This is a genomic window from Streptomyces sp. NPDC001868 (assembly GCF_040297125.1).
Classification (GTDB): Bacteria; Actinomycetota; Actinomycetes; order Streptomycetales; family Streptomycetaceae; genus Streptomyces.
On record NZ_JBEOYO010000009.1, the window covers coordinates 185,420 to 209,345 of the forward strand.

Sequence of the window (23,926 nt, forward strand, 5' to 3'; positions counted from 1 at the left end):
TTCGCGTTACGCCAGGACAGACACTGTCCGGCCGCGGTCGGTTGCACCCTACTTCGGGAATGCGTCGGTCAACTCCGGCGGGATGCCTCCCATTCGGTCACATGCGTCGACAACGGACCGCTGCGCGTCGTCGAGGGACCGGCCTGCCGCCGTGGACTTCGCGATCGCGAGGGCCGCGGTCTGCACGGTGAGTGCACGGGCCGGTACGTCCAGTACGGGCCAGGGGTCGCCGTGCGTGGGGACCGCCGGGCCGTCGGCCCGCTGATACGCGGCGAGGAAGCGGGTCCACTCCTCGGGCGGGAGGAGGCCGCAGGCGTACCAGGCGGCCGGGCGGGCGAGGTCCCAGGCGGGGACGCCCACGCCCAGGTCGTCGACGTCTATGAGCCGCCAGGGGCCCGTGGTCGCCGGGTGGCGGACGAGCTGGCCGAGGTGCAGGTCGCCGTGGCAGAGGGTGGTCGTGTCGGGCATGGGGGCCTCGGCCCTGGCCCAGGCGGGGAGGGTGTGCCAGGCGCGGAGTATCGAGGTCGTGGCGGGGTGCTCGGGTGCGGCGGCCTTGAGGCGGGCGATGGCCTGGGCCGCCTTGGCCGGGCCGCGCATCGGGGGCAGGCCCGGGGGTGGGGGCTGCCGGTGGAGGCGGGCGAGGAGGGTGGCGGCGTCCTCCCAGGGGGCGGCCTCCGGGGCGTCGGGGTCGACGGGGGTGCCGTACGGCCAGAACGTGACGAGGCGGTTGTGGAGGGGCGTGGGGGTGGGGTGGACGGGGGCGAGGAGGGTGTCCGGGTGGGAAGTGGCGACCTTCAGGCGGAGGGTCAGGTGGGTGGGGTCGGTGTCGGGGGCGTGGGCCTTGGCGACGGTGTTCTCGTGGCGGACGACTGTGCCGTCGGCGCGTTCCGCGAGGACCGTGTCGGGGTGGGAGCAGGGGGTGGGTCCGGGGTGGGCCGTGCCGCGCAGCTTCGCCTTGAGGGCGGGGAGTACGTCGGCGTCGGTGCCGGTGGTGGTCATGGGTCCCCCTGCTCGGTCGTACGGCGCTGACGGTGAGCCTACGTTTCCGGTGCGCCTCGGCGGGGGTGGGCCGGGGGGTTCCGCTGCTCGGCGGTCACGAGGCGCCGCCTGCGCCCACCCGTGCCGCCCCAGCGGCACGATTGCCCGCGGATTGGAGCGGGTGTGGGCCGGCCTTGCCACTGCCGTCATCCGGCTGCGCCTTTCCCGCCGGGGGGGCGGGCGTCGGCCCAGCGGCACGATTGCCCGCGGATTGGAGCGGGTGTGGGCCGGCTTTGCCACTGCTGTCGTCCGGTTGCGCCTGGCCGCCGTGGGGGGGGGCGGGCCTCGGCACAGCGGCACGAGCGCCCGCAGATTGGGGGCTGGAGGTGCGTGGTGGAAGTGGTTGTGGGAAAAGAGCAACGCCCGCGCAGCTCCCCAGCTGCGCGGGCGTTTATTGCCGTCCGCCGCACCCCCGTCCCCACGGGGTTTCATGGGTGGATGTCCCCGCCCGGACCGCTCTTCCGGGCCTGGGGTCGCCGCTCAGCGCCCCAGCATCACACCCACGGACGACGCTTGTGTGACCACTGCTTCCCAGCCGCCGAAGGCGTACACGAGCAGGGCCGCCAGAGGGAGGACCATCGCGGTCGCCACCAAGGGGTGGCGACGACCCGGACGGCGGTCGGCGGTGAACCTTCCGTGCTCCCGTGTGCGGATCGCGGTCCGCGGTGCCGTGTGGGCCATGGTCCCTCCTCTCTGACCGTTCTTGTCGGTCTTGCTTGTGGTTGGCAGCGGCGGGTGCCTGACCTCGGGGGACGAGTGCTGCACCCGCCGCTTGACCTCAAATCTAGGCGCGCGGCGGGTGTGGGTCGTCATGCCCTCGTACCGATTGCCGGGCCTCCCGGAGGATGAGCGATGACCTGCGATGTACTCCCCAGGGTGGAGACGAGGTCCTACGTCTCGGGGTCTTCCCGGAAGGGACGCCCGGTCTGCCCCTTCTGTTACGCGTTCTGTTACGCGTTCTGTTGCGCGTTCTGTTGCGCGTTCCGCTCCGAGCCGTCCTCGCGGGGCACCGGCTGTTCGACGAGGGCCAGGACCCTGTTCGCCATGAACCTCGCCGTCCGCACCACTGTGCCGTTGCGGGTGACTTCGCTCACTTCCACGACACCTCGCCGTACCGCCGTCTCCACCCGGCGGCCCGCCCTGCTCGCGATCACCTCGTAGGTGCGCGTCGTGTCCCCGGCGTCCACGACTATCTCCACACGGTCACCCTTCACGGGTTCAATCCCCCTTCTGTGGTGGGTGGTTGGGATCACAGGGCGCCCAACACCGTCCCGAACTCCTGTTCCCTGACCACCCTTCAAGTTTCCCACCCGGCACTGACAATCCATCGGGTCGTGAGGGCGCGGCCTCTGCGCACGCCCGGCCGTGGAAACGTAAGCTGTGGCTCGTCAGACGGAACGGGCAGCGGGGATGAACATGGCGATGATGCGCCTGAGGCGCGAGGACCCGCGCGTCGTCGGCTCGTTCAGGATCCACAGACGGCTCGGCGCGGGCGGAATGGGCGTCGTGTACCTGGGCTCCGACCGGCGGGGACAGCGCGTCGCGCTCAAGGTGATCCGGCCGGACCTGGCGGAGGATCAGGAGTTCCGGTCGCGGTTCGCGCGCGAGGTGTCGGCCGCTCGGCGGATCAGGGGCGGGTGCACCGCCCGGCTGGTCGCCGCGGATCTGGAGGCGGACCGGCCCTGGTTCGCCACACAGTACGTACCGGGGCCCTCGCTGCACGACAAGGTCGCCGAGGAGGGACCCATGTCGGCCGCCGATGTGGCCGCCGTCGGTGCCGCCCTCTCCGAGGGGCTCGTCGCCGTGCACGAGGCCGGTGTCGTCCACCGGGATCTGAAGCCGTCCAACATCCTGCTGTCCCCGAAGGGGCCGCGGATCATCGACTTCGGTATCGCGTGGGCGACCGGGGCCTCGACCCTGACCCATGTCGGTACGGCCGTCGGATCGCCCGGCTTCCTCGCGCCCGAACAGGTGCGCGGGGCGGCGGTCACTCCGGCCACGGACGTCTTCTCCCTCGGGGCCACCCTCGCCTACGCGGCGACCTCCGACTCGCCCTTCGGACACGGCAGTTCGGAGGTCATGCTCTACCGGGTGGTGCACGAGGAGGCCCAGCTGCGCGGTGTGCCCGACGCGCTCGCCCCTCTCGTCCGCGCCTGTCTGGCGAAGGACCCGGAGGAACGGCCCAGCACCCTGCAACTGTCGCTGCGGCTCAAGGAGATCGCCGCCCGTGAGGCGCACGGGATGGCCGATGTCCGGCCGCCCGCGCCGCGTACCGATCCGGACCGACCCTCGGGGCGGCTCGCGGAGCAGTACGTGGAGCAGCGGACGGTGCGGCAGCCGCCGGAGACCCGTAGGTCGCAGCCGGGTGGTCCCGGTACGCCGCCGCCCCGGACCGGGGGTGGCGCCCGGACCGGTGGAGCTGCGCGCACCGGGGGCGGTTCGCGGCCGGGGGCGCGGCCCGCGCAGTCCCGCAACACCACCGGGTCCGGGAAGCGGCCCGCGTCGCGCGGCGGTGCGGGGCGGCCGGGGCCCCGGACCAATGGGACCGGGCGGCGGCCCGCCAATCCCCGGTTGCTGCGACAGCGGCTCTTCGTGTTCGTCGTGGTGACGTTGCTGGCGGCGCTCGGGATCGCTACGGCTCAGGGGTGTCAGGGGCCGTCTCGGGGGCTCGGCGGGGATGGCCTCCGGCAGGAGCAGCCGTTTGTGAGCGTGGGCGGCGACTGATCCCTTTTGCTCCGGGCGGCGACAAGGACAGAGCTCGGGGCTGCGGGTTGGCTGTGCGCTGCGGGTCGTAGGGGGCTGGTCGCGCAGTTCCCCGCGCCCCTTGCAGGGCAACGGCCTCTGTCAGAGATGTGGTCGGCCCGTTGCCACCGCGTAGAAGGCGACCGCCGCCGCCGCGCCCACGTTGAGGGAGTCGACTCCGTGGGCCATGGGGATGCGGACCCATTCGTCGGCTGACATGAGGGCCTTGGTGGAAAGGCCGTCTCCCTCGGCGCCGAGCATGAGGGCGACGCGGTCCATGCGGTGCGGGGCGGTCTCGTCGAGGGACTTCGCCTTCTCGTCCGGGGTGAGGGCGAGGAGCGTGAAGCCGGCGTCGCGGACCGCGTCCAGGCCCTTGGGCCAGGTGTCGAGGCGGGCGTAGGGGACGGAGAAGACCGCGCCCATGGAGACCTTGACGCTGCGGCGGTAGAGCGGGTCGGCGCAGTCCGGGGAGAGCAGGACCGCGTCCATGCCGAGCGCGGCGGCCGAGCGGAAGATGGCGCCGATGTTGGTGTGGTCGTTGACCGACTCCATGATCACGACCCGGCGGGCGCCTCCCACCAGCAGTTCGTCCGCCGTGGGCAGGGGCTTGCGCTGCATGGAGGCGAGGGCGCCCCGGTGGACGTGGTAGCCGGTGACCTGTTCGGCGAGTTCGGGGCTGACCGCGTAGACGGGGGCCGGGAGTTCGTCGATGACATCGCGCATGACGTCGACCCACTTGGCGGAGAGCAGCATCGAGCGCATCTCGTAGCCGGCTTCCTTGGCCCGTCTGATGACTTTCTCGCCTTCGGCGATGAACAGGCCCTCGGCGGGTTCGCGCCGACGGCGCAGCTCCACGTCGGTCAGGCCGGTGTAGTCGCGCAGGCGCGGGTCGTCGGGGTCCTCAACGGTGATGAGATCGGCCACAGGGTGATACTGCCTTGTCCTGGGTGTGCTGCCAACGGCTTGGGACGGGTCGGGTTACCGGTGGTTACGGTTCCGCTCCCGTGGGGTCCGGGGTCGCCGCCCGGATGTCAGGCGTCCGTCCCGGGCCCCACCTTCACGACCTCGCCGATCACGATGACCGCCGGCGGCTTGACCTCCTGGGTCACCACGGTCTCGGCGACCGTGGCGAGGGTCGCGTCGACCCGGCGCTGGGCGGCCGTGGTGCCCTCCTGGACCAGGGCGACCGGGGTGTCCGGGGACTTGCCGTTCGCCACCAGGGTCTCGGCGATCCGGCCGATCTTGTCGACGCCCATCAGGATCACCAAGGTGCCGGTCAGCCTGGCGAGGGCGGGCCAGTCGACCAGGGACCGCTCGTCGTCGGGGGCCACATGGCCGCTGACCACGGTGAACTCATGGGCCACACCCCGGTGGGTGACCGGGATACCGGCCGCGCTCGGGACGGAGATCGAGCTGGAGATGCCGGGGACCACGGTGCAGGGGATGCCGGCTTCGGCGAGGGCCTGGAGTTCCTCCATGCCCCGGCCGAAGACGTACGGGTCCCCGCCCTTGAGGCGTACGACCGACTTGCCCTGCTTCGCGTGCTCGATCAGCGCGTTGTTGATCGCCTCCTGCGCCATGAAGCGGCCGTACGGGATCTTCGCGGCGTCGATCACCTCGACGTGGGGCGGGAGTTCGGCGAGGAGATCGCGGGGGCCGAGGCGGTCGGCGATCACGACGTCGGCCTCGGCGAGGAGGCGGCGGCCGCGCACGGTGATCAGGTCCGGGTCGCCGGGGCCGCCGCCGACGAGGGAGACACCGGGGGTGCGGGTGCGGTGGTGGGGGGCGACGAGGGTGCCGTCGCGCAGGCCCTCGACGACCGCGTCGCGGATGGCGGCCGTGTGGCGGGGGTCGCGGCCCTCGGCGCGGGCGGTCAGGACCGCGACCGTGACGCCCTCGCTGTGGCCGGTCGCCGGGGTCCAGGCGGTGGCCGCCTCGGCGTCGTCGGAGCGGACGCACCAGATGCGGTGGCGCTCCGCTTCGGCCGAGGCACGGGTGTTCGCTTCCGGGTCACCGGTGGCGATCAGGACGTACCAGGCCTCGGCGAGGTCGCCCTCCGCGTAGCGGCGCTTCTGCCAGGTCAGCTCACCCGCGTCGGCCATCGCTTCCACGGAGGGGGTCGCGCTCGGGGAGACGAGGAGGATGTCCGCGCCGGCCGCGATGAGGGCGGGGAGGCGGCGTTGGGCGACCTGGCCGCCACCGATGACGACCACTCGGCGGCCGGTGAGGCGGAGGCCTACGGGGTAGGCGGGGTGTTCGGCCATGAGGGTGCGGCTCCTCTTGCGGCGGCGGTGCGGCGGGCGCGCTGCGGCTTTGGAGCGGGCCCTGACGTGCGGATTTTACGCGCAGGTTGGATGGGGCGGTGCAGGTGGTGGGTGCTGAGCGCCATCGCCGAATGCGGGTCGTCGGTCTGTGCCCACCCGTTCCGCCCTGCGGAACGACTGCCCACAGACCTCCTGCGCACCCGCTGAAGCCCACAGCCTTGGCGGCGGCCGAAGAGGCACCCGGCGCCCACTCCCCTGCCCTTCTCAGTGCCCCTACTTCTCGGTTACCCCCGCCGAGTCGAAGGTCGCCACCTCGTGCATGGCTCGGGCCGCGCTCTGGACCACCGGGAGTGCCAGAAGGGCTCCCGTGCCCTCGCCGAGGCGGAGGTCGAGGTCGACCAGGGGGCGCAGGCCCAGTTTCTGGAGGGCGGCGACGTGGCCGGGTTCCGCGCTGCGGTGGCCGGCGATGCAGGCGGCGAGGACCTCGGGGGCGATGGCGCGGGCCACCAGGGCGGCGGCGCCGGCGCTGACGCCGTCGAGGATCACCGGCGTACGCAGGGAGGCGCCGCCCAGGAGGAGACCGACGATGGCGGCGTGTTCGAAGCCGCCGATCGCGGCCAGGACGCCGATGGGGTCGGCCGGGTCGGGCTGGTGGAGCTCGATGGCGCGGCGTACGACGTCGGTCTTGCGGGCGAGGGTCTCGTCGTTGATGCCGGTGCCCCGGCCGGTGACCTCGGAGGGGTCCGCGCCGGTGAAGACCGCGATCAGGGCGGCGGAGGCCGTGGTGTTGGCGATGCCCATCTCGCCCGTGAGGAGCGCCTTGTTGCCGGCCGCGACGAGGTCGCGGGCCGTCTCGATGCCCACCTCGATGGCCTGCTTGGCCTCGTCACGGGTCATCGCGGGCCCGGTCGTCATGTCCGACGTACCGGCGCGGATCTTGCGCGGCAGCAGCCCCGGGGTGGCCGGGAGGTCGCTCGCGACGCCCACGTCCACGACGCAGACCTCGGCGCCCACCTGGGTGGCGAAGGCGTTGCAGACCGCTCCCCCGCCGAGGAAGTTGGCGACCATCTGGGCCGTCACCTCCTGGGGCCAGGGGGTGACGCCCTGGGCGTGGACGCCGTGGTCGCCCGCGAAGATCGCGACGGCCGCGGGCTCCGGGATCGGCGGCGGGCACTGGCGGGACAGGCCGGACAGCTGGGCGGAGATGATCTCCAGCATGCCGAGGGCGCCCGCGGGCTTCGTCATCCGCTTCTGGCGCTCCCAGGCCTCGCCGAGCGCCTTGGCGTCCAGCGGGCGGATACCGGCGACGGTCTCGGCGAGCAGGTCGTGCGGGTCCTCGCCGGGCAGGGCGCGGCGACCGTACGTCTCCTCGTGGACGACCCAGGACAGCGGGCGGCGCTTGGCCCAGCCCGCCTGCATCAGCTCGGGTTCCTCCGGGAACTCGTCGACGTACCCGACGCACAGGTAGGCCACGATCTCCAGGTGCTCGGGCAGGCCGAGGGCGCGGACCATCTCGCGCTCGTCGAAGAAGCTGACCCAGCCGACGCCGAGGCCTTCGGCGCGGGCCGCGAGCCACAGGTTCTCGACCGCGAGGGCGGAGGAGTACGGGGCCATCTGCGGCTGGGTGTGGCGGCCCAGGGTGTGCCGGCCGCCCCGGGTCGGGTCGGCGGTGACGACGATGTTCACCGGGGTGTCGAGGATGGCCTCGATCTTCAGTTCCTTGAACTGCTTCGCCCGGCCCTTCGGCAGCGACTTCGCATACGCCTCGCGCTGGCGCTGCGCGAGTTCGTGCATCGTGCGGCGCGTGTCGGCGGAGCGGATGACGACGAAGTCCCAGGGCTGCGAGTGGCCCACGGAGGGTGCCGTGTGGGCGGCCTCCAGGACGCGGAGCAGCACGTCGTGCGGGATCGGGTCGGCGCGGAAGCCGTTGCGGATGTCCCGGCGCTCGCGCATGACCTTGAGGACGGCCTCGCGTTCGGCGTCGTCGTAGGGGGGCGCGGCGGGGCCCGTGGGCTGCCGGACCTCCCGTACTTCTTCCCGCACGCCTTCCTGTGCGTCTTCGCGTTCCTGTGTGTCTTCGGGTGCTTCTTCCACCGGGGCCGTGCTCTCTTCGGCTGCTTCTGCTGCCGCGTCTGCTGCCACTGCTTCTACCGCCGCCGCTTCGCTGTCGTCCTGTTCGGCCTGGTCCTCCTGGTCGGCGGCCCTGGTGTCCAGGTCGTCGGCGTTCTGGACGACGACGTCCGGGTGGGCGTCGGCAGCCGCGAGCGGCTGCGGTACGACGATCGTCTCGGCCTGGGAGCCCCGGGGGGCGGGGACCGTGGCCGCAGTCTCCGGACCGGCTGCCTCCGCCTGGCCCTCGGCCGCCGGGAACTCGGCGGCGACGGGCGTCGGTTGGCCGTCCTCGGGCAGGGGCGGGACCACCATCCCGTGGGGCGGGGTCGGGGCCAGGTGCGGGGTGGTCGGCACGGAGCCGTCGACGGGCACGAACTGGCCCAGCGGCTGGTCGGCGGCGGCCTGGAGCACGGGCTCCTGGAGCGCGGGCTGCTGGGGCGCGTCCACGAGCATGGCGTCGAGGGCGGACCCGGCCGGGGTTCGGACCACGGCGCCCTGGGGGGCGTCGAGTTGGGCGGCCACAGGGATCGGCGCCTCGGCGACGGGGGACTCTGCGGGCGCGGGCTCCACGGTCGCCGGGTCCACCGATGCCGGGGCGGCTGCGGGCTCGGCGGGGTCGGTCGCGGCCTCGCCCGTCGGCTGGTCGGCGGGCTGGTCGGTGGGGGCGGGCTCCTGGGCCTCCGCGTCCTGTGCGGCCTCCGCGCTGTCGGCGGGTCGGCCCTCCGCGTTCACATCCGTGACCTCGGGCTCGACGAGGGCCTCGGGTACGGGCGGCTGCTCGGGCTCCGGCTGCGGGGCGGTCTCGGCTCCCTGCGCCTCCACGACGTCGTGGAGGTCCCGGTGCTGGGGCTGGTCCTGCTCCGCGACGAGTTCGACCGGCTCGGTGGCCTCCGGGGTCTGCGCGGCGGGCTGCGGTTCCGGCTGCGCGGACTCCAGCGGCTGGGCCTCCTCGACCACTGCCTCGGGCTGGGGCTCGGGCTGCGCGGCCTCTGCCGGGGCTTCCGGCGTCTGGACCTCGACCGCCCCGATCACCTCGACCGCCCCGGCCTCCTCGGGCCGCGGCTCCTCGGCGACGGGCATCTCCGCCGGCTGCTGGGGGTCCTGCGCGAGGGCGGCGTCCGGTGCGGTGTCCGTGTCCGGTACGACCTCTGCGGCGGCCTGCTTCTCCGGGGACGCGACGGCGGGCTCCTGGTCCGGCGCGGCGGTCGCGAGCTGTGGGTCGGGCAGAGCGGCGAGGGCCTGCTCATCGGCCACGGCGGTCGGCGCCTGCTGCTCGGGCGCGGCGGTCTGCTCGGCGGCCTCCGCCACGATCGCGTCGGCCTCGGCCGGCTGGGCCGGTACGGGCTCGGCGCCCGCCTCGGCCTCCTGCGGCGCCTGGGGAACGTCCTGGGCCTCGGCGACGCTCTGGGCCGGGACCGGCTCGGGGCCCTCGGCGGCCGGGGGGAAGGGCGTCGCGTCCGGCGACTGCGCGGCCGGGTCGGCGGGCGGGGCCTCCTCGAAGGCCTGCGCCTCGGGTGCCGCCGCCACCGGCTCGGGGCCCTGCGGAGCCTCGGTCCGCGGGGTCTCGGTCTGGTGAACCTGCGGGACCTCGGCGGTCACGGGCGCCGAGGGCTCCACGGGGGACTCCGGGGCCTCCGAGGCCTCCGGCGCCGGCGTCTCCATGACGACCGGGGCTTCGGCGGTCTCCTGGAACTGAGCCTGGACGGCGGCCTGTTCTTCCACGGCCTCCGGAGCCTGGGCCGGCACTTCGGCCGCCTCAGGGACCTCGACCGCCGCCGGGACCTCTGCCTCCAGGGCGGCCGGTGCTTCCGGGGCCTGGAACTGCGCGGCGACCGGGGTACCCACGGCTTCCGGGGTCCGGAACTGCGCGACCGCGGCCTCCTGCGCCAGGGCGTAGGCGGCGTCCTGGGCCTGGTGGAGGGCCTCGGCGTCCTGGATCTCCTCCGGTACGTCCGCTACGCCGGCGGCCTGCGGAGTCTCCACGGCCGGCGAAGTCTCCGCCACGGTCACGGAGATCGGTGCCTCCTGCGGAACGACCGTTTCTGCGGCCCCTCCCCCGGTGGCCACTCCCGGCGCGGGGGCGGCTGCGGCGGGGGCGCCGACCCACTGCGACACGGGCTGCTGGGGCACGTCGAGGTACTCGGGGCCGGTGGTGGGCGTGCCGGACTGGCGTACGGCGCCGGGCGGGACGGGGGCGCCCGCCGGGCCTCGGTCGGCGAGGGAGCGGACCGGGCTGGCGGAGGCGTCGGGGGTGGGCGGGCCGAGGTGCAGCGGGCGGCGGGCCACCGGCGGCTGCGGGACGGGGGTCGCGACGGGGGTGCGGACGGCGCTGAGGTCGTGCGAGCCGCTGTCGCGGCCGGACATCTCGTGCGGGCCCGGCTCGTGGACGGCGGGTTCGTGGACGACCTGGACGACGGGCTCGGGGGCGGGCGGCGGCATCTCGTTGCCCCACGCGCCCTGGGCGCCCGGCAGCAGGAGGTCTTCGTCCTCGGTGGTGGTCTCGGAGAGGTAGGTGTACGCACCCGGCGCGGGGACGCCCGGCTGCTCCACCATGCCTGCGCTCTCCGGCAGTCCCTCGCCCGGGACCTGGCCGGTGTCGGTCATGCGTACCCCTCGCCCATCGGTTAGTGCCTCCATGCCAGCTGGCCCGGGAACGGCGCACCTACCGCCCCACTGTGGAGAACGAGCGTGCGTGCCCAGCGGCACGTGACGACCCGGCTGCTTGTCGACAAAGCCATGGAAAGGCCATTGTCCCGGTCGTCCCGCCGTCGCGACAGCTTGATCCGCGACAGTCCGCTGTGGACTGCGCCACGTTGCGCGTCCTCCCCGTTTCGCCGTACCACACACGCTCCCAAAACGGGCGCGTTTTTAGGACATTGACCGACGAAGTGCCGGGTGTCGAAGTGCGGTACAACAGTCGGCCAGCCTACCGCGCCGGTACGACAACCGGATCACAGGGAACGTTCGGGCAACGTCCCGCTGAGCAGGAACGCGACGCTGCGTTCCCGCTCCGTCCAGGCCCGTGTATCGAGTTCCACGGACTGGACGAAGTCGCAGCGGACCTCGTATCCGTGCTCGGTGAGGTCCCGTCCGACGCGCTCGGCGGCGGGGCGGGTGAGGGCGTGGGTGACGATGCGTCGCGGGCGTCGGTCGGCGACGGCGGAGACCACCGCCGCTCCCCCGCCGCCGACGCGTACGACGTCGGGTTCGGGGAGGTTCTCCAGGATGTGCGGGGCGGCGCCGTGGACCACCTGGAGCTGTACGCCGAAACGGCGGGCGGCGAGGGTCGTCCGGCCGCAGGCCTCGGGGTCGCGGTCGACGGCGATGACGGCGGCGCCGCAGCGGGCGGCCTCGGTGGCGAAGGCGCCGCTGCCGGAGCCGATGTCCCACACGAGGTCGCCCACGCGCGGTCCCAGACGGGCCAGTTGGGAGGAGCGCAACAGTTCGCCCTCGCCCTCGCCGAGGGAGTCGCCGTAGACGCCGGAGGGCAGCGCCCAGCCGCGTGGTCCGGTGCCGGGGTCGCGGCCGGCGAGCCAGCCGCCGCCGTCGGTCGCGCCGGCGTGGCCACCGATGACGATGACGAGGTTGGGGTCGCGCCAGGTGTGGTCGACGGCCTTGTCGGAGGTGACGACGGTGACGCGTTCGCGTTCCGTGCCGAGTTCCTCGCAGATCACGAAGGTGCGATGGACTCCGTCGAGGAGCAGGCCGAGTTCGGCGGGTCCGGCGCCGGGCGAGGTGAGGACGGCGACCTTGGTGTGGGCGCGGCACACGTTCACCGCGCGGCGCAGCGTACGGCGGTGGGCGACGACGACCTGCGCGTCGTCCCAGGGCATGCCCGCGCGGGCGAAGGCGGCGGCCACGGAGGAGACGCCGGGGACGACTTCGACCTCCAGGCCGAACTCGGGGTCCCGGAGGGTGCGGACGACGCCGAAGAAGCCCGGGTCGCCGTCGGCGAGGACCACGGCGGTGCCGCGGTGGCCGGCTATGCGGCGGGCGGCGAGGGCGGCGCTGCCGAGGCGGATGCGTTCGGCGGCCGGGGGTACCTCGGGCAGGGCGAGGTGGTGGGCCGCGCCGGCCACCAGGGTGGCGGCGGCGAGGGCGGAGCGCGCCGCGGCGGTCAGGGGCGAGCCGTCCCAGCCGATCACCGTGACCCGGTCGGCCATCGTCGTCAGTCTCCAGAGGGTTTTCGCAGGTCGTCGGGAATGCCCGCACAGGGTCCCGTGAGACTACCTGGTGACACGGTGGGGCCCGGTGGCCGGGCTCGCGGCCTCGCGTACCCGTGGGTTGTTCAGTTCCAGTCCGCGTAGGAGCCGAAACCACCACTGTCGCCCAGTTCCTCGCCGACGCCCTCGATGTCCTCCGGGAGGAGACTCCAGATGATGAAATCCGTGCGGACCTCGGTCCAGCCGTCCTCGGGGGTGCGGGTGCGCGCTATGCAGGCGTTGCGCAGCACGCCCTCGCTGATACAGCCGATCTTCTGCGCGACCTGCTGGGAGGCGGTGTTGTCGGCGGCGGTGCGCAGCTCGATCCGTTCGAACTTCTGCTCGCGGAACAGCCATTGGGCGGTCGCGAGGGCGGCCTCGGAGGCGTAGCCCTCGCCGCGTGCCCAGGGGGCGACGACGTACGACAGTTCCGTGGAGCGCACGTGCCAGTCGGTCTCGGTCAGCTGGATGCGGCCGACCAGGCGCTGGGTGAGGAACTCGGTGACCGCGAGGTCGAGGCCGCGTCCCGACGTGCGTTCGGTGGGCGCGTACTCGGTGATCCAGGTACGCGCCTCGCGTTCGGTGAAGGGCTGTGGGACATCGGTCCAGGCCATCACCTGTTCGTCGTTCATCATCTCGGTGTAAGCCTGGATGTCGTCCTCGTCGAACGGGCGCAGAACCAACCGATCCGTGCTGATGGAGATGTCGGGAAAGGTGCTCATCATGCGCCGCTCCGTAACCTTCGAAAACTTTGAGAGCCTGCTGAACTGCCCAGCATGCAGCATGAAAGCACTGAATAGCACCACAGGGCCCACTCCCCGTGAGGGAGCGGACCCCATGCGTGGCGATACGCCGTATACGTGCCGTCGGCGCGGTCGGTCCTGCGGAGCGGTCAGAAGGACGGGATGACGGAGCCGTTGCTCCACTTGTCCTCGATGAACTTCCTGACCTCGTCCGAGGTGAGCAGCTTGGCGAGCTTCTTGACGCGCGGGTCGTCCTCGTTGCCTTCCTTCACGGCGAGGAAGTTGCCGTTCGGGTTGTCCTTGGCGGGTTCGACGGCGAGGGCGTCGTCGGCGGGCGAGAGGTCGGCCTCGATGGCGTAGTTGCCGTTGATCACCGCGGCGTCGACGTCGTCCAGGGAGCGCGGGGTCTGGGCCGCCTCCAGCTCCTTGAACTTGAGCTTCTTCGGGTTGGCGGTGATGTCGGCGGGGGTCGCGTCGGTGCCGACGCCGTCCTTGAGGGTGATGATCCCGGCGGAGTCGAGGAGCTTGAGGGCACGCGCCTCGTTGACCGTGTCGTTCGGGACGGCGACGGTCGCGCCGCTCTTGAGGGCGTCGGCGCTCTTGACCTTGTTCGAGTAGAGGCCGAGCGGCTCCAGGTGCACGGTGACGACGGGCACGATGTGGGTGCCCTGCTTCTTGTTGAAGTCGTCGAGGTACGGCTGGTTCTGGAAGTAGTTGGCGTCCACGGAGCCGTCCTCGGTCGCCGTGTTCGGCAGGACGTAGTCGGTGAACTCCTTGACCTCCAGGTCGAGGCCCGCCTTCTTCGCCAGGTTGTCCTTGACGAAGGTGAGGATCTCGGCGTGCGGGGTCGGGCTGGCGGCGACGACCAGCGGACCGCTCGTGTCGGAGGCGGTGTCGGCCTTGTCCGCGCCGCAGGCGGTGAGTCCGAGGGTGAGGGCTCCGGCGGCGAGTACGGCGGTGGTGAGCTTGGCGGTGTTACGCACGAAAAGTGCCTTTCCTTTTGGGTGGAGCGATCCCGTCGTGGGTGGGACGGGACATCTGCGGGTGCCTGGAGTCGGCGTACGGGCTAGGAGGCCTTGGTGACCTCGGCCGTGGTGGGCTTGGCCTTCAGGAGGCGGAGCCGGGGTGTGGAGCCGGAGTGGCCGCCGCGCCGGTGGAGGGCGCGGGCCGCGTAGTCGCCGGCGAACTGGATGACGGAGATGACGACCGCGAGGACGGCCACGGTGATCCACATCAGTTCGGTCTCGAAGCGCTGGTAGCCGTAGCGGATGGCGATGTCGCCGAGGCCGCCCGCGCCGACGGTGCCGGCCATGGCCGAGTAGCCGATGAGGGCGACGACGGTCGTGGTGGCCGAGGAGATCAGCGAGGGACGGGACTCGGGGACGAGGACCCGGCGGACGACGGTCCAGGTGTTGCCGCCCATGGCCTGCACGGCTTCCACGAGCCCGTGGTCCACTTCGCGGACGGCCGTCTCGACGAGGCGCGCGAAGAACGGGATCGCGCCGATGGCGAGCGGCACGATGGCGGCCTCGCGGCCGATGGTCGAGCCGGTGACCCAGCGGGTGAAGCCCATCAGCGCGACCATCAGGATGATGAAGGGCATCGAGCGGGCGATGTTCACGATCTGCCCGACGACCTTGTTGGCGAGGACGTTCTGCAGCAGGCCGCCCCGGTCCGTGAGGACGAGGAGAAGGCCGAGCGGGAGTCCACCGACGACCGCGATGAGGGTGGACCAGCCGACCATGTAGAGGGTGTCCCAACACGCCTGCTCCAGCAGGGGCCGCATCTCGTTCCAGGTCACTTGGCACCTTCCTTGACGAGCGTGGACGTCTGGGCGTCCCGGCCCACCACGTCGATCTGGAGGCCCTGCTCGCGCAGGAAGCCGACGGGGACGACGTTGTCCTCGTAGCGGCCGGGCAGTTCGATGCGCATCCGGCCGATCTGGAGGCCGCCGACGGTGTCGATGGCGGCGCCGAGGATCGAGATGTCGATGTTGTACGTACGGGACAGCTGCGAGATGACGGGCTGGGTCGCGGCCTCGCCCTGGAAGGTGACGTCGAGGACCGTGCGGTCGTCGCCGGAGGCCTCGCCGCCGACCGGGAAGAGGGCGGCGGCCAGTTCGGAGCCGGGGGTGGCGAGCAGTTCGCTGACCGTGCCGGACTCCACGATCCGGCCCTTCTCCATGAGGGCGGCCGAGTCGCAGATCGTCTTGACGACGTCCATCTCGTGCGTGATGAGCAGGACGGTCAGGCCCAGCTGCCGGTTGAGGTCGCGCAGCAGTTGGAGGATCGAGCGGGTGGTCTCGGGGTCGAGGGCGCTGGTGGCCTCATCGGAGAGGAGGACCTTCGGGTCGCCGGCCAGGGCGCGGGCGATGCCGACGCGCTGCTTCTGACCGCCGGAGAGCTGGGCCGGGTAGGCCTTCGCCTTGTCGGCGAGGCCGACGAGGTCGAGCAGTTCCAGGGCCTTGCGGGAGCGCTCCTTGCCGGACCTGCCGAGGATTTCGAGGGGCAGCTCGACGTTGTCCTGGACCGTGCGCGTGGAGAGCAGGTTGAAGTGCTGGAAGACCATGCCGATACGGCTGCGCGCCCGGCGGAGTTCCCGGCCGGCGCGGGGGCCGCGGCCGGCCAGGGCGGTGAGGTCCTGCCCGTCGACGGTCACGGTTCCGGCGGTGGGGCGTTCGAGGAGGTTGACGCAGCGGATCAGCGAGGACTTGCCGGCGCCGGACTGGCCGATCACGCCGTACACCTCACCCTCGCGTACATGCAGATCGACGCCGTCGAGGGCGGTTACCTCTCGGCCTCGGCCTCGGTCAGCCCGATAAATCTTCGTCAGGCCCGATGTGGTGATCACTGGATTTCCGTCACTGTCGAGTGCGCGGGCGTGGGTGTGCCCGGGCACGGGTGCAAGCGGTCAGGGACGCGACACGGTTCTCGCGGTGGCGATGGAACCGGGGGAGAACATGTGCGCGGGGAGGCTCGGTCCGTCACACGGAACGGTGTGCGGGGCCTTCTAGCAGGCGCACATTCGACACATACAACGAGCACCGGGCGTCATCGTCGCCTCGGTCGCAGGGGTGCGGTAGCTCGTCGTGGTCATGAGATCAGTAAAGCAGATGTATGTGGCAGGCGAGAGCGGGCTGTCCGTATAGCGGACGGATCTACGGGACGTATCCGCAGGTGCGGCGGGGTGGCGTCCACCCTGTGGGCATCTGCCGTTGTGGCCAAGGCCACGATGGGCGGTCAGGGGGTTTCAGGGTCCGGGGCCGGGCGCGGCGGGGGTTTTGGGCCGTAATAGGGTCGCGGCATGCTTGTTGCCCTGACGGTGACGACCGCCGTCGCCGCGCTTCTGCTCGCCGCCTGGTGCGGCTGGGCCGCGTATCGCGATCAGCCGACCAAGGACTGGCACTTCATCGGCATGGCCGTGGTGTCGGTGCTGGCCCTGGTCCAACTGGTCGTCGGTATCGTGCAGTTGGCGCGTGGGGAGAAGCCGGAGCAGGGGACCACGATCTTCGTCTCCTACCTTCTCGGGGCATTCGCCTGTGTCCCGGTGACCGGGTTCATGTCACTGGCGGAGCGCACCCGCTGGGGCAGCGTGACCGTCGCGGCCGGCGGTGTGGTGCTGGCCGTGCTGCAGGTGCGGCTCTATGACATCTGGGGAGGCTGACGTGACCGCCACGGACGACGTGCCGCAGCGGGAGAAGCGGGCGCGGCTCATCAGTGGGCCGGGGATGCTGCTGGTCTGGCTGTACGGCGTGATGGTCGTCGGGGCGGTGTCGCGGTCCGTCGTGCAGATCTCGACCGAGTTCGAGCATGCGCCGCTCGCGTACTCGCTGTCCGCGGTGGCCGGTGTCGTGTACGGGTTCATCACGTACTCGCTGGTGCGGGGCGGGGAGTTCGCCCGGAAGGCCGCGCGGATCTGTTGTGCGGTGGAGTTGGCGGGTGTGCTGATCGTGGGCACGTGGACGCTGGTGGAGCCGTCGGCGTTCCCGGACAAGACGGTGTGGTCGGACTACGGGATCGGGTACCTGTTCATTCCCGTGATTCTGCCGGTCACCGCGCTGTATTGGCTGCGGAAGAGTGCGCGTCAGGGGGAGGCCGCCTGAGGATCGTCAGGCGGCTGCCGGTCCGTCGTGGCTGGTCGCGCAGTTCCCCGCGCCCCTTCAGGGGCGCGCCCCTGCTCTACGCCGTCGCCGCGTAAGCCTCCGCCGGCTTCTCCAGCACCACCATCGGTACGCCGTCCTGCCCCTGGCTCGTGCCCACGGTCTCGTAGCCGACCTTGCGGTACAACCGCAGGTTGCCCTCGCTGCGGTGGCCCGCGCTGAGGCGGAACCTGGTGGCGCCGTGCTCCTCGGCGAGGGCCGACTCGGCGGCGCGCAGGAGCCGTGCGCCGATGCCGTGGCCCTGGAGGCGGGGGTGGACGCAGAGTTTGCCGATGGCGGCGGTGCCGTCGGCGTCGAGGGCGCCGCGCACGGAGCCGACCACCTCGTCACCCAGCCTGGCCACGAACACACAGTCCGAGGCGACCTCCGCGCGGACGGAGTCGAGGCTCTGCACGAGCGGATCGATGCGGTAGTTGCCGTACAGTGCCGCCTCGCTCTGGAAGCACAGGTACTGCAGCCTGAAGATCTGCTCGGCGTCCTGCTCGGTCGCCACCGAGATGGTCACGCTCATGCCCATGTGTGCACGCCTCCCGCTCACCTGCTCACCCGATGTCCTTCACTCCTATCCCCGTGGTTCGCGTGCCGCAACCTCCGCGGTCAGCAATCGCCGAAGACATCCCAGACATCTGGAACGTTCCGGACCGAGGCTGCCCTGTGAGATACCCAACTCACCCGCGATCTCACGGTAGGTGAGGTCCTTCGGGGACAGCAGGGCCGCGAGCAGCCGGGGGCAGCGGCCGGGGAGCCGGCGTACGGCCGCGTACAGCGCGCGGCGACGGGCGGCCGTGAGGGCCTGCTGTTCGGGGCCCGGCACGCGGTCGTCGGCGGGCTCGGCGGCGTAGGGCTGTTCGAGCCGGGCCGTGCGGCGGCTGAGCCGGGCCTCGAAGCGGACGGCGCTGCGCAGCCAGCCCTCGGGGTCCGTGGGCGGGCCGTCGGCGTCGAGCCGTTCCAGCAGGCGCAGCCAGACGGCCTGTTCCAGGTCCCCCGCCTCGGCGCCGGCCGCGGAGGCCTCGGCCGACACCTCCGCGACCAGCAGGGGGCGGAGGGTCGCGAGCATGTCGTGTGTCATATGCCCCGGGACGCCGCCGCCCCGGCAGGGGTTGCCGGGGCGGACGGGAGTCACCCCAACCGGGGCATGGGGCTCGGTCGTTGACGTTCGGGGCCGGCGGGCGGCCGTCAGCCGTCGACGAAGTCCGCGTGGGCCAGCAGGCCCGTGTCCGGGTTGTCGGTGAAGATGCCGTCGATGCCGGTGTCGAAGTACACCTTGAACGCGCCGAAGGCGTCGCCGTAGGCGTTGGCGTCCGTGCCCTTGCGGAAGTTCGCGGGCAGGAAGCTGTTCTCGTTGCGCATGGTGTAGGGGTGCAGGATCAGGCCCTTGGCGTGCGCGTCGGCGACGAGGGTGGTCGGCGTGGTGAGGTTGCCGGCCGAGTCGCGCGGGATGATCAGGTCGAGCGTGGGGCCGATGCCGTTGGCGTACGAGGCGATCCAGGCGAGCCCGGCCGGCTTGACCAGGTCGGCGACGGTGCGCGGGTCGCCGGCCTCGACGAAGTCCCAGGGGCGGGTCGCGGCGCCGGAGAGCAGGACGACGAGCGGGCTGTCGACCAGGCGGTTCAGGCGCTGGATGCTGCTCGGCTCGAACGACTGCAGGAAGACGGGCGAGTTCTTCCTGTGCCGGTCGTACTTGCGCAGCAGCTTGGCGAGGGGCTCCTCCAGGCCGAGGCCCAGCTTGCGGAAGTAGGTGGGGTGCTTGGTCTCGACGTGCAGCCAGATCCGCCTGCCCCGCTTCCTGCCCTCCTTGTCGGCCCAGCGCAGCACCTCCTCGAAGGAGGGGATCTCCCAGCGGCCGTCGTAGAGAGTGTTCTCCTGGCGGTTGCCCGGGATGCGCTCCTTGGCGCGCAGGGTCTTCAGCTCGGCGAGGGTGAAGTCCTCGGTGAACCAGCCGGTGTAGGAGACGCCGTCGACGACCTTCGTGGTCTTCCGCGCGGCGAACTCGGGGTGCGCGGCGACATCGGTCGTGCCGGTGATGTCGTTCTCGTGACGGCATACGAGATGGCCGTCCTTGGTGGGCACGAGGTCCTGCTCGATGACGTGCGCGCCCATGTCCAGGGCCAGCTGGTACGAGCCGAGCGTGTGCTCCGGGCGGTAGCCGCTGGCGCCCCGGTGCGCGATGACCGTCGGCACCGGCAGGCTCCGGTAGCCGCCGCCCGAGTGACCGGCCGACTGCGCGTCCGGCTTCGCCTCGTCGGCGCTCGCGGTGGCGGGCAGTCCGAGGACCGCTCCGCCCGCGCCGAGCACCGCCGCGCCGAGCAGCGCCCGCCGGCCCGCCCCGCGTCCCTGCTCGTTCGAGTCCTGCGACTGCCGCGACTCCTGCGTCCCCATGACCGGCTCCTCCACCGTGATGCCCCGCACCTGTCAAAGCGGGACGATCGTAGGTGTCCGGAGGTGACCGCCGGGAGACCTGGGACCGAACAAGCGGAAGACGCCTTGTGTCGCACCGGAGGCGGAAGTTGACGGAGTGTCGGTTCGGGGACGCGACCTCCGTCACATGTCACGGTCCGGTGACACGCGGCCATCCGGGCGTCACCGCAGGTAAAGCCGCGTCAATTGTTGGTATCCACTCGGTGAACCCGATGTGCGCCGGCCTGTGAGCCGGGAGTATCGTCCTCACCTGCACAGACTTGTACCGGAACGCTTGACATGGGAGGGCCTGTTGTCCCGCTTCGTGCTCATCAAGGCAGTGCTCGGACCGATCATGCGCCTGATGTTCCGCCCCCGGGTGGAGGGTGCGGAGCACATTCCGGGGGACGGTCCGGTGATCCTCGCCGGCAACCATCTGACCTTCATCGACTCGATGATCCTGCCGCTGGTCTGCGACCGGCAGGTCTTCTTCATCGGCAAGGACGAGTACGTCACCGGCAAGGGAGTCAAGGGCCGTCTGATGGCCTGGTTCTTCACCGGCGTCGGCATGATCCCCGTCGACCGTGACGGCGGCCGGGGCGGGGTCGCCGCCCTGATGACCGGGCGGCGCGTGCTCGACGAGGGCAAGGTGTTCGGTATCTACCCCGAGGGGACGCGGTCGCCCGACGGCCGTCTGTACCGGGGGCGTACGGGCATCGCCCGGCTGACGCTGATGACCGGGGCGCCGGTCGTGCCCTTCGCGATGATCGGGACGGACAAGATTCAGCCGGGGGGTGCGGGTGTGCCGCGGCCGCATCGGGTGACTGTGCGGTTCGGTGAGGCGATGGAGTTCTCCCGGTACGAGGGGATGGACCGGGATCGGTATGTGCTGCGCGCGGTGACCGATTCCGTGATGACCGAGGTCATGCGGCTTTCGGGGCAGGAGTACGTGGACATGTACGCGTCCAAGGCGAAAGAGGCGGCGTAGTAGGTCGTTCGTCGGCTGCGGGTCCGTGGGGGCTTGTCGCGCAGTTCCCCGCGCCCCTAGCCCCTAGCCCCTGCTGTCCAGCCGTTGGCCGCGCAGCATGAACCATGCCGCTGCCGCCGTGGCCAGGAGGACTGCCGCTCCCGCGCCTGCGGCTATGGCCAGGCCGTCCACGAAGGCGTCCTGGGCCGAGGTCAGCATTTCGTGGGCCTTGGCCGAGGGCATGCCTGTCGCCACCTCTGCCGCGCCGCCCAGTGACTCGTGGGCCTCGGGCGGGGTGCCCGCGGGGGCGGTGAAGTCGCGGTAGACGCCGGTCACGATGGAGCCCAGGATCGCGATGCCCAGGGCGGCTCCCAGTTCGTACGCCGTTTCGGAGACCGCCGAGGCCGCGCCCGCCTGTTCCTTGGGGACGCTGGAGAGGATGACGTCGGCGGTGACGGTGAAGGAGAAGCCCGCGCCGATGCCGACGATCAGCAGCGCGGCGCCGATCAGCGGGTAGCCGGTGGACCTGTCGACCAGGGTGAGCAGGGCGAGGGCCACGCCGATGGCCGCGAGGCCGCCCGCGACCACGGACCGGACGGAGAAGCGGCGGGCGGCGGCGCCGGCGATCAGGCCCGCGACGACCGCGCCGATGGCGGCCGGCAGTTCGGCGAGACCCGCCTCCAACGGGCGCCTGCCCTGGACCAGTTGCAGGAACTGGGAGAGGAAGAAGACCAGGCCGGAGAGGCCGAGGATGGTCAGCAGGTCGGCGAGGACCGCACCGGAGAAGCCCCGGTTGCGGAACAGACGCATGTCCAGCAGCGGATGCGGCAGGGTGAGCTGACGGCGTACGAAGAAGAACAGCCCGGCGATGCCGAGGAGGCCTGCGGCGAGCGCGTCGCCGTCGACGCCGTGGGTGGCGATCTCCTTCACCGCGTACACGACACCGATCATGCCGACCAGCGACAGGCCGACGCTGAGCATGTCCCACGGGCCCGGGCTCGGGTGGCGGGACTCGGGCAGCAGCTTGATGCCGACGAGGACCAGGACGGCCATCACCGGCAGGTTGATGAGGAAGACCGAGCCCCACCAGAAGTGTTCGAGGAGGAACCCGCCGACGACCGGGCCGACCGCCGTACCGGCGGAGGCCGTGGCGCCCCAGATGCCGATGGCGAGGCTGCGTTCACGCGGGTCGTGGAAGAGGTTGCGGATCAGGGCGAGGGTGGCGGGCATCAGGGTCGCGCCCGCGACACCGAGCAGCGCCCGCGCGACGATCATCATCTCGGGCGTCGTCGCGTACGCGTTCAGCACGGATATCGCGCCGAACGCCGTGGCGCCTGTCAGCAGCAGCTTCTTGCGGCCGATGCGGTCGCCGAGGCTGCCGGCGGAGACGAGCATGCCCGCGATGACGAACGAGTAGACGTCGCCGATCCACAGGAGCTGGGTGCCCGAGGGCTTCAGGTCCTCGCTGATGTAGGGGGTCGCGAGACCGAGGACGGTCGCGTCGACGGCCACCAGCAGCACGGCGAGCACGAGAACGGCCAGCGCGAGCCAGCGGCCCGGCCTCATCTCCGTCTCCGTCGTGCGCGCCGGCCGCAGGGTGCTGGTCATGATTCCTCTCTCGGTTGTGCGGGACGCTCCGGTCGTACGGGGCTTCCCGGTTGTTCGGGGTGACGCAGTGCGCCGCCGAGCAGCAACTCGACGATCATGAAGGTGAAGTCGTTGGCGGCCACGCGGCCTTCCGAGACCGCCCAGGCGCCGGAGGCCAGCAGGCCGTAGAGGGCCTCGGTGAGCCAGGCCGGGGTGAGGTCGATACGGAACTCGCCGGCCGCCTGGCCGCGTTTGAAGAGATCCGCGACGCGATCGTCGATCCGGGCCCAGCCCTCGTGCCGCTCCTCCCCCTCGAACAGCTGGTTCTCGGTGTAGAGGAAGGCGAGGAGGCCCGCGGCGGGTTCGATCTCCCGCACCAGCCGGTGTACGGCCTCACGGGCCGGGCCCTCGGCCAGGGCCGCCGCGTCCAGCGCGGCCTCGCACTCCGCGATGCCGAGCGCCTCCAGGGCCCGGACGAGCGCGTCGCGCCCGGCGAAGTGGCGGTGCAGCGTGGCCCGGCTGATCCCGGCGGCCTTCGCGACCTCGTCCATGGTCGCGGTGGACTTGCGGGTCAGCAGGGCGGCTGCGCTGCGCAGCACGTGTTCACGATCGACGGCCATGAGACAACCATAACCCACATGAGACATCATTGTCTCACTGCGGGCATGGGTGTCTCATGGGTGAGGGTTCAGCGGTTGTTTGAGTGCGGGGGCGGGCCGTGCTCAGTGCCAGGGCAGGCTGCCGCGCTTCTCCCAGTACGTCCGCGGGTCCTCGACCAGGTCCGCGAGGCGGGACAGCTGCTCGTCGTCGAGGTCGACGACCGCCGCGTGCAGGTTGGAGGCGAGCTGGGTGACGGTGGCGGCGCCGGAGAGGACGACACCGGCCCACGGCTGCCGCAGGACGACCGCCAGGGCGACCGCGTCGCAGCCGAGACCCGTCTGTTCGGCGACGGTCCTGAGCGCGTCGGGGGCGTGCGGGCCGGCGAGGCGGCCGTTGGCCATGCCCTCCTTGACGATCACGGTGAGCCCGGCGTCGTGCGCCTCGGCGAGGGCGGGTGCGGCGGAGGTCTCCAGCGCGTTGTACGTCGACTGGACCGTACGGAAGAGGGGTTCGCCGTCGACGGTCACGGTGAGCGCGGTGCGGATGGCCTCCGCCTGGGCCGGGCCGCTGGTGGAGAAGCCGATGGTGACGCCTTGGGCCGCCGCCTCCGCGAGCCTGGCGTGGAGTTCCTTGTCGGTGAGGGCCGGGCTGTCCGGGGTCACCGAGTGGATCTGGTAGAGGTCGAGACGGTCGCCGAGCAGCTCACGGGTCTCGGCGCGCTGTCGCTCGTACGTCCGGAGGCTGTGGTCCTTGACCTCGTGCTTCTCGGCGTCGGTGGTCCAGTCGGCGGTGTAGGTGTAGCCCCACTTGCTGCCGATGACGATGTCGTCGAGGTCGGGGCGGGCCTTCAGCCAGTCGGCGAGGAACTCCTCCGAGAGGCCGTACGAGCGGGCCGCGTCGAAGTAGCGGACGCCCTGGGCGTGGGCGGCGTCGAGGAGTTCGTGGGTGCGGGCGCGGAGGGCTTCGACTGTGCGGTGCTCTCCGAGGTCGGTGTCGCGGCCGAGGTTGATGTAGCCGGGGCGGGCGACTGCGGCGAGGCCGAGTCCGAGGTGGCAGGTGGGGGTTGTCGCTGCGGCCAGTCGGGCGAAGGGCATCGCGGGCTCCGTTCGGTGGGC

Annotated in this window: 21 protein-coding genes; 4 read left to right on the forward strand and 17 right to left on the reverse strand. The window is 71.9% G+C overall.

What is annotated here, in order from left to right:
- Nucleotides 1-48 precede the first annotated feature (48 nt).
- The 3 genes from ABT147_RS14235 to ABT147_RS14245 form a co-directional block, all read right to left on the reverse strand.
- A complete protein-coding gene (locus ABT147_RS14235) occupies nucleotides 49-999 on the reverse strand; it encodes a phosphotransferase family protein (protein ID WP_351405509.1) in 951 nt (316 codons plus the stop codon).
- A 519-nt stretch (nucleotides 1,000-1,518) separates the two neighbouring features.
- Nucleotides 1,519-1,719 carry a hypothetical protein gene (locus ABT147_RS14240; protein WP_351405511.1) on the reverse strand — a complete coding sequence of 67 codons (201 nt, stop codon included), beginning with the start codon at nucleotides 1,717-1,719 and terminating at the stop codon, nucleotides 1,519-1,521.
- Between the two features lie 269 nt (nucleotides 1,720-1,988).
- Nucleotides 1,989-2,252, reverse strand: a complete 264-nt coding sequence (locus tag ABT147_RS14245; RefSeq protein WP_351405512.1) for a DUF8836 family protein — start codon at nucleotides 2,250-2,252, stop codon at nucleotides 1,989-1,991.
- Nucleotides 2,253-2,448: 196 nt separating this feature from the next.
- Here ABT147_RS14245 and ABT147_RS14250 point away from each other — a divergent pair, with 196 nt between their 5' ends.
- Nucleotides 2,449-3,762: a serine/threonine-protein kinase gene (locus ABT147_RS14250; RefSeq protein WP_351405633.1), complete on the forward strand. Its 1,314-nt coding sequence runs from the start codon at nucleotides 2,449-2,451 to the stop codon at nucleotides 3,760-3,762.
- Nucleotides 3,763-3,882: 120 nt separating this feature from the next.
- Here the strand turns inward: ABT147_RS14250 and ABT147_RS14255 are convergent, their stop codons facing one another.
- The 8 genes from ABT147_RS14255 to ABT147_RS14290 form a co-directional block, all read right to left on the reverse strand.
- A complete protein-coding gene (locus tag ABT147_RS14255; RefSeq protein ID WP_351405513.1) occupies nucleotides 3,883-4,704 on the reverse strand; it encodes a TrmH family RNA methyltransferase in 822 nt (273 codons plus the stop codon).
- 107 nt (nucleotides 4,705-4,811) lie between these two features.
- Nucleotides 4,812-6,044 (reverse strand): uroporphyrinogen-III C-methyltransferase, encoded by a 1,233-nt coding sequence (gene cobA, locus ABT147_RS14260; RefSeq protein WP_351405514.1) that lies wholly within the window; start codon nucleotides 6,042-6,044, stop codon nucleotides 4,812-4,814.
- A gap of 273 nt (nucleotides 6,045-6,317) precedes the next feature.
- On the reverse strand, nucleotides 6,318-10,760 hold the full coding sequence (gene cobT / locus ABT147_RS14265) for a nicotinate-nucleotide--dimethylbenzimidazole phosphoribosyltransferase (RefSeq protein WP_351405516.1): 4,443 nt from the start codon (nucleotides 10,758-10,760) through the stop codon (nucleotides 6,318-6,320).
- Between the two features lie 347 nt (nucleotides 10,761-11,107).
- Entirely contained in the window at nucleotides 11,108-12,319 is a 1,212-nt protein-coding gene (gene cbiE / locus ABT147_RS14270) for a precorrin-6y C5,15-methyltransferase (decarboxylating) subunit CbiE (protein ID WP_351405518.1), read from the reverse strand.
- Between the two features lie 125 nt (nucleotides 12,320-12,444).
- A complete protein-coding gene (locus ABT147_RS14275; protein ID WP_351405521.1) occupies nucleotides 12,445-13,083 on the reverse strand; it encodes a GNAT family N-acetyltransferase in 639 nt (212 codons plus the stop codon).
- Nucleotides 13,084-13,250: 167 nt separating this feature from the next.
- On the reverse strand, nucleotides 13,251-14,084 hold the full coding sequence (locus tag ABT147_RS14280) for a MetQ/NlpA family ABC transporter substrate-binding protein (protein ID WP_351405523.1): 834 nt from the start codon (nucleotides 14,082-14,084) through the stop codon (nucleotides 13,251-13,253).
- Nucleotides 14,085-14,167: 83 nt separating this feature from the next.
- Entirely contained in the window at nucleotides 14,168-14,902 is a 735-nt protein-coding gene (locus tag ABT147_RS14285) for a methionine ABC transporter permease (protein ID WP_351405526.1), read from the reverse strand.
- Nucleotides 14,899-15,951, reverse strand: a complete 1,053-nt coding sequence (locus tag ABT147_RS14290) for a methionine ABC transporter ATP-binding protein (RefSeq protein ID WP_351405528.1) — start codon at nucleotides 15,949-15,951, stop codon at nucleotides 14,899-14,901. The genes ABT147_RS14285 and ABT147_RS14290 overlap by 4 nt, the downstream gene beginning before the upstream one ends.
- Before the next feature lie 453 nt (nucleotides 15,952-16,404).
- On the opposite strand from ABT147_RS14290, the gene ABT147_RS14295 reads away from it, so the two are divergent.
- Complete coding sequence (locus tag ABT147_RS14295; protein WP_045557182.1) at nucleotides 16,405-16,764, forward strand: hypothetical protein; 360 nt, start codon at nucleotides 16,405-16,407, stop codon at nucleotides 16,762-16,764.
- Nucleotides 16,745-17,203, forward strand: a complete 459-nt coding sequence (locus ABT147_RS14300) for a hypothetical protein (protein WP_351405530.1) — start codon at nucleotides 16,745-16,747, stop codon at nucleotides 17,201-17,203. Before ABT147_RS14295 ends, ABT147_RS14300 begins: the two co-directional genes overlap by 20 nt.
- 76 nt (nucleotides 17,204-17,279) lie before the next feature.
- On the opposite strand, the gene ABT147_RS14305 is transcribed toward ABT147_RS14300, so the two are convergent.
- The 3 genes from ABT147_RS14305 to ABT147_RS14315 form a co-directional block, all read right to left on the reverse strand.
- Nucleotides 17,280-17,777: a GNAT family N-acetyltransferase gene (locus tag ABT147_RS14305; protein ID WP_351405532.1), complete on the reverse strand. Its 498-nt coding sequence runs from the start codon at nucleotides 17,775-17,777 to the stop codon at nucleotides 17,280-17,282.
- A gap of 45 nt (nucleotides 17,778-17,822) precedes the next feature.
- Entirely contained in the window at nucleotides 17,823-18,329 is a 507-nt protein-coding gene (locus ABT147_RS14310) for an RNA polymerase sigma factor (RefSeq protein ID WP_351405534.1), read from the reverse strand.
- A 107-nt stretch (nucleotides 18,330-18,436) separates the two neighbouring features.
- Nucleotides 18,437-19,639 (reverse strand): glycerophosphodiester phosphodiesterase, encoded by a 1,203-nt coding sequence (locus ABT147_RS14315; RefSeq protein WP_351405536.1) that lies wholly within the window; start codon nucleotides 19,637-19,639, stop codon nucleotides 18,437-18,439.
- A 331-nt stretch (nucleotides 19,640-19,970) separates the two neighbouring features.
- On the opposite strand from ABT147_RS14315, the gene ABT147_RS14320 reads away from it, so the two are divergent.
- The gene (locus ABT147_RS14320) at nucleotides 19,971-20,645 is read left to right on the forward strand and encodes a lysophospholipid acyltransferase family protein (protein WP_351405539.1); all 675 of its coding nucleotides are present in this window, start codon (nucleotides 19,971-19,973) and stop codon (nucleotides 20,643-20,645) included.
- Between the two features lie 63 nt (nucleotides 20,646-20,708).
- On the opposite strand, the gene ABT147_RS14325 is transcribed toward ABT147_RS14320, so the two are convergent.
- The 3 genes from ABT147_RS14325 to ABT147_RS14335 all read right to left on the reverse strand — a co-directional run bounded on the left by ABT147_RS14325 (nucleotide 20,709) and on the right by ABT147_RS14335 (nucleotide 23,905).
- The gene (locus ABT147_RS14325; protein ID WP_351405541.1) at nucleotides 20,709-22,232 is read right to left on the reverse strand and encodes an MFS transporter; all 1,524 of its coding nucleotides are present in this window, start codon (nucleotides 22,230-22,232) and stop codon (nucleotides 20,709-20,711) included.
- On the reverse strand, nucleotides 22,229-22,831 hold the full coding sequence (locus tag ABT147_RS14330) for a TetR/AcrR family transcriptional regulator (RefSeq protein WP_351405543.1): 603 nt from the start codon (nucleotides 22,829-22,831) through the stop codon (nucleotides 22,229-22,231). The genes ABT147_RS14325 and ABT147_RS14330 overlap by 4 nt, the downstream gene beginning before the upstream one ends.
- A 102-nt stretch (nucleotides 22,832-22,933) precedes the next feature.
- Nucleotides 22,934-23,905, reverse strand: a complete 972-nt coding sequence (locus ABT147_RS14335; RefSeq protein ID WP_351405545.1) for an aldo/keto reductase — start codon at nucleotides 23,903-23,905, stop codon at nucleotides 22,934-22,936.
- Between the last annotated feature and the right edge of the window lie 21 nt (nucleotides 23,906-23,926).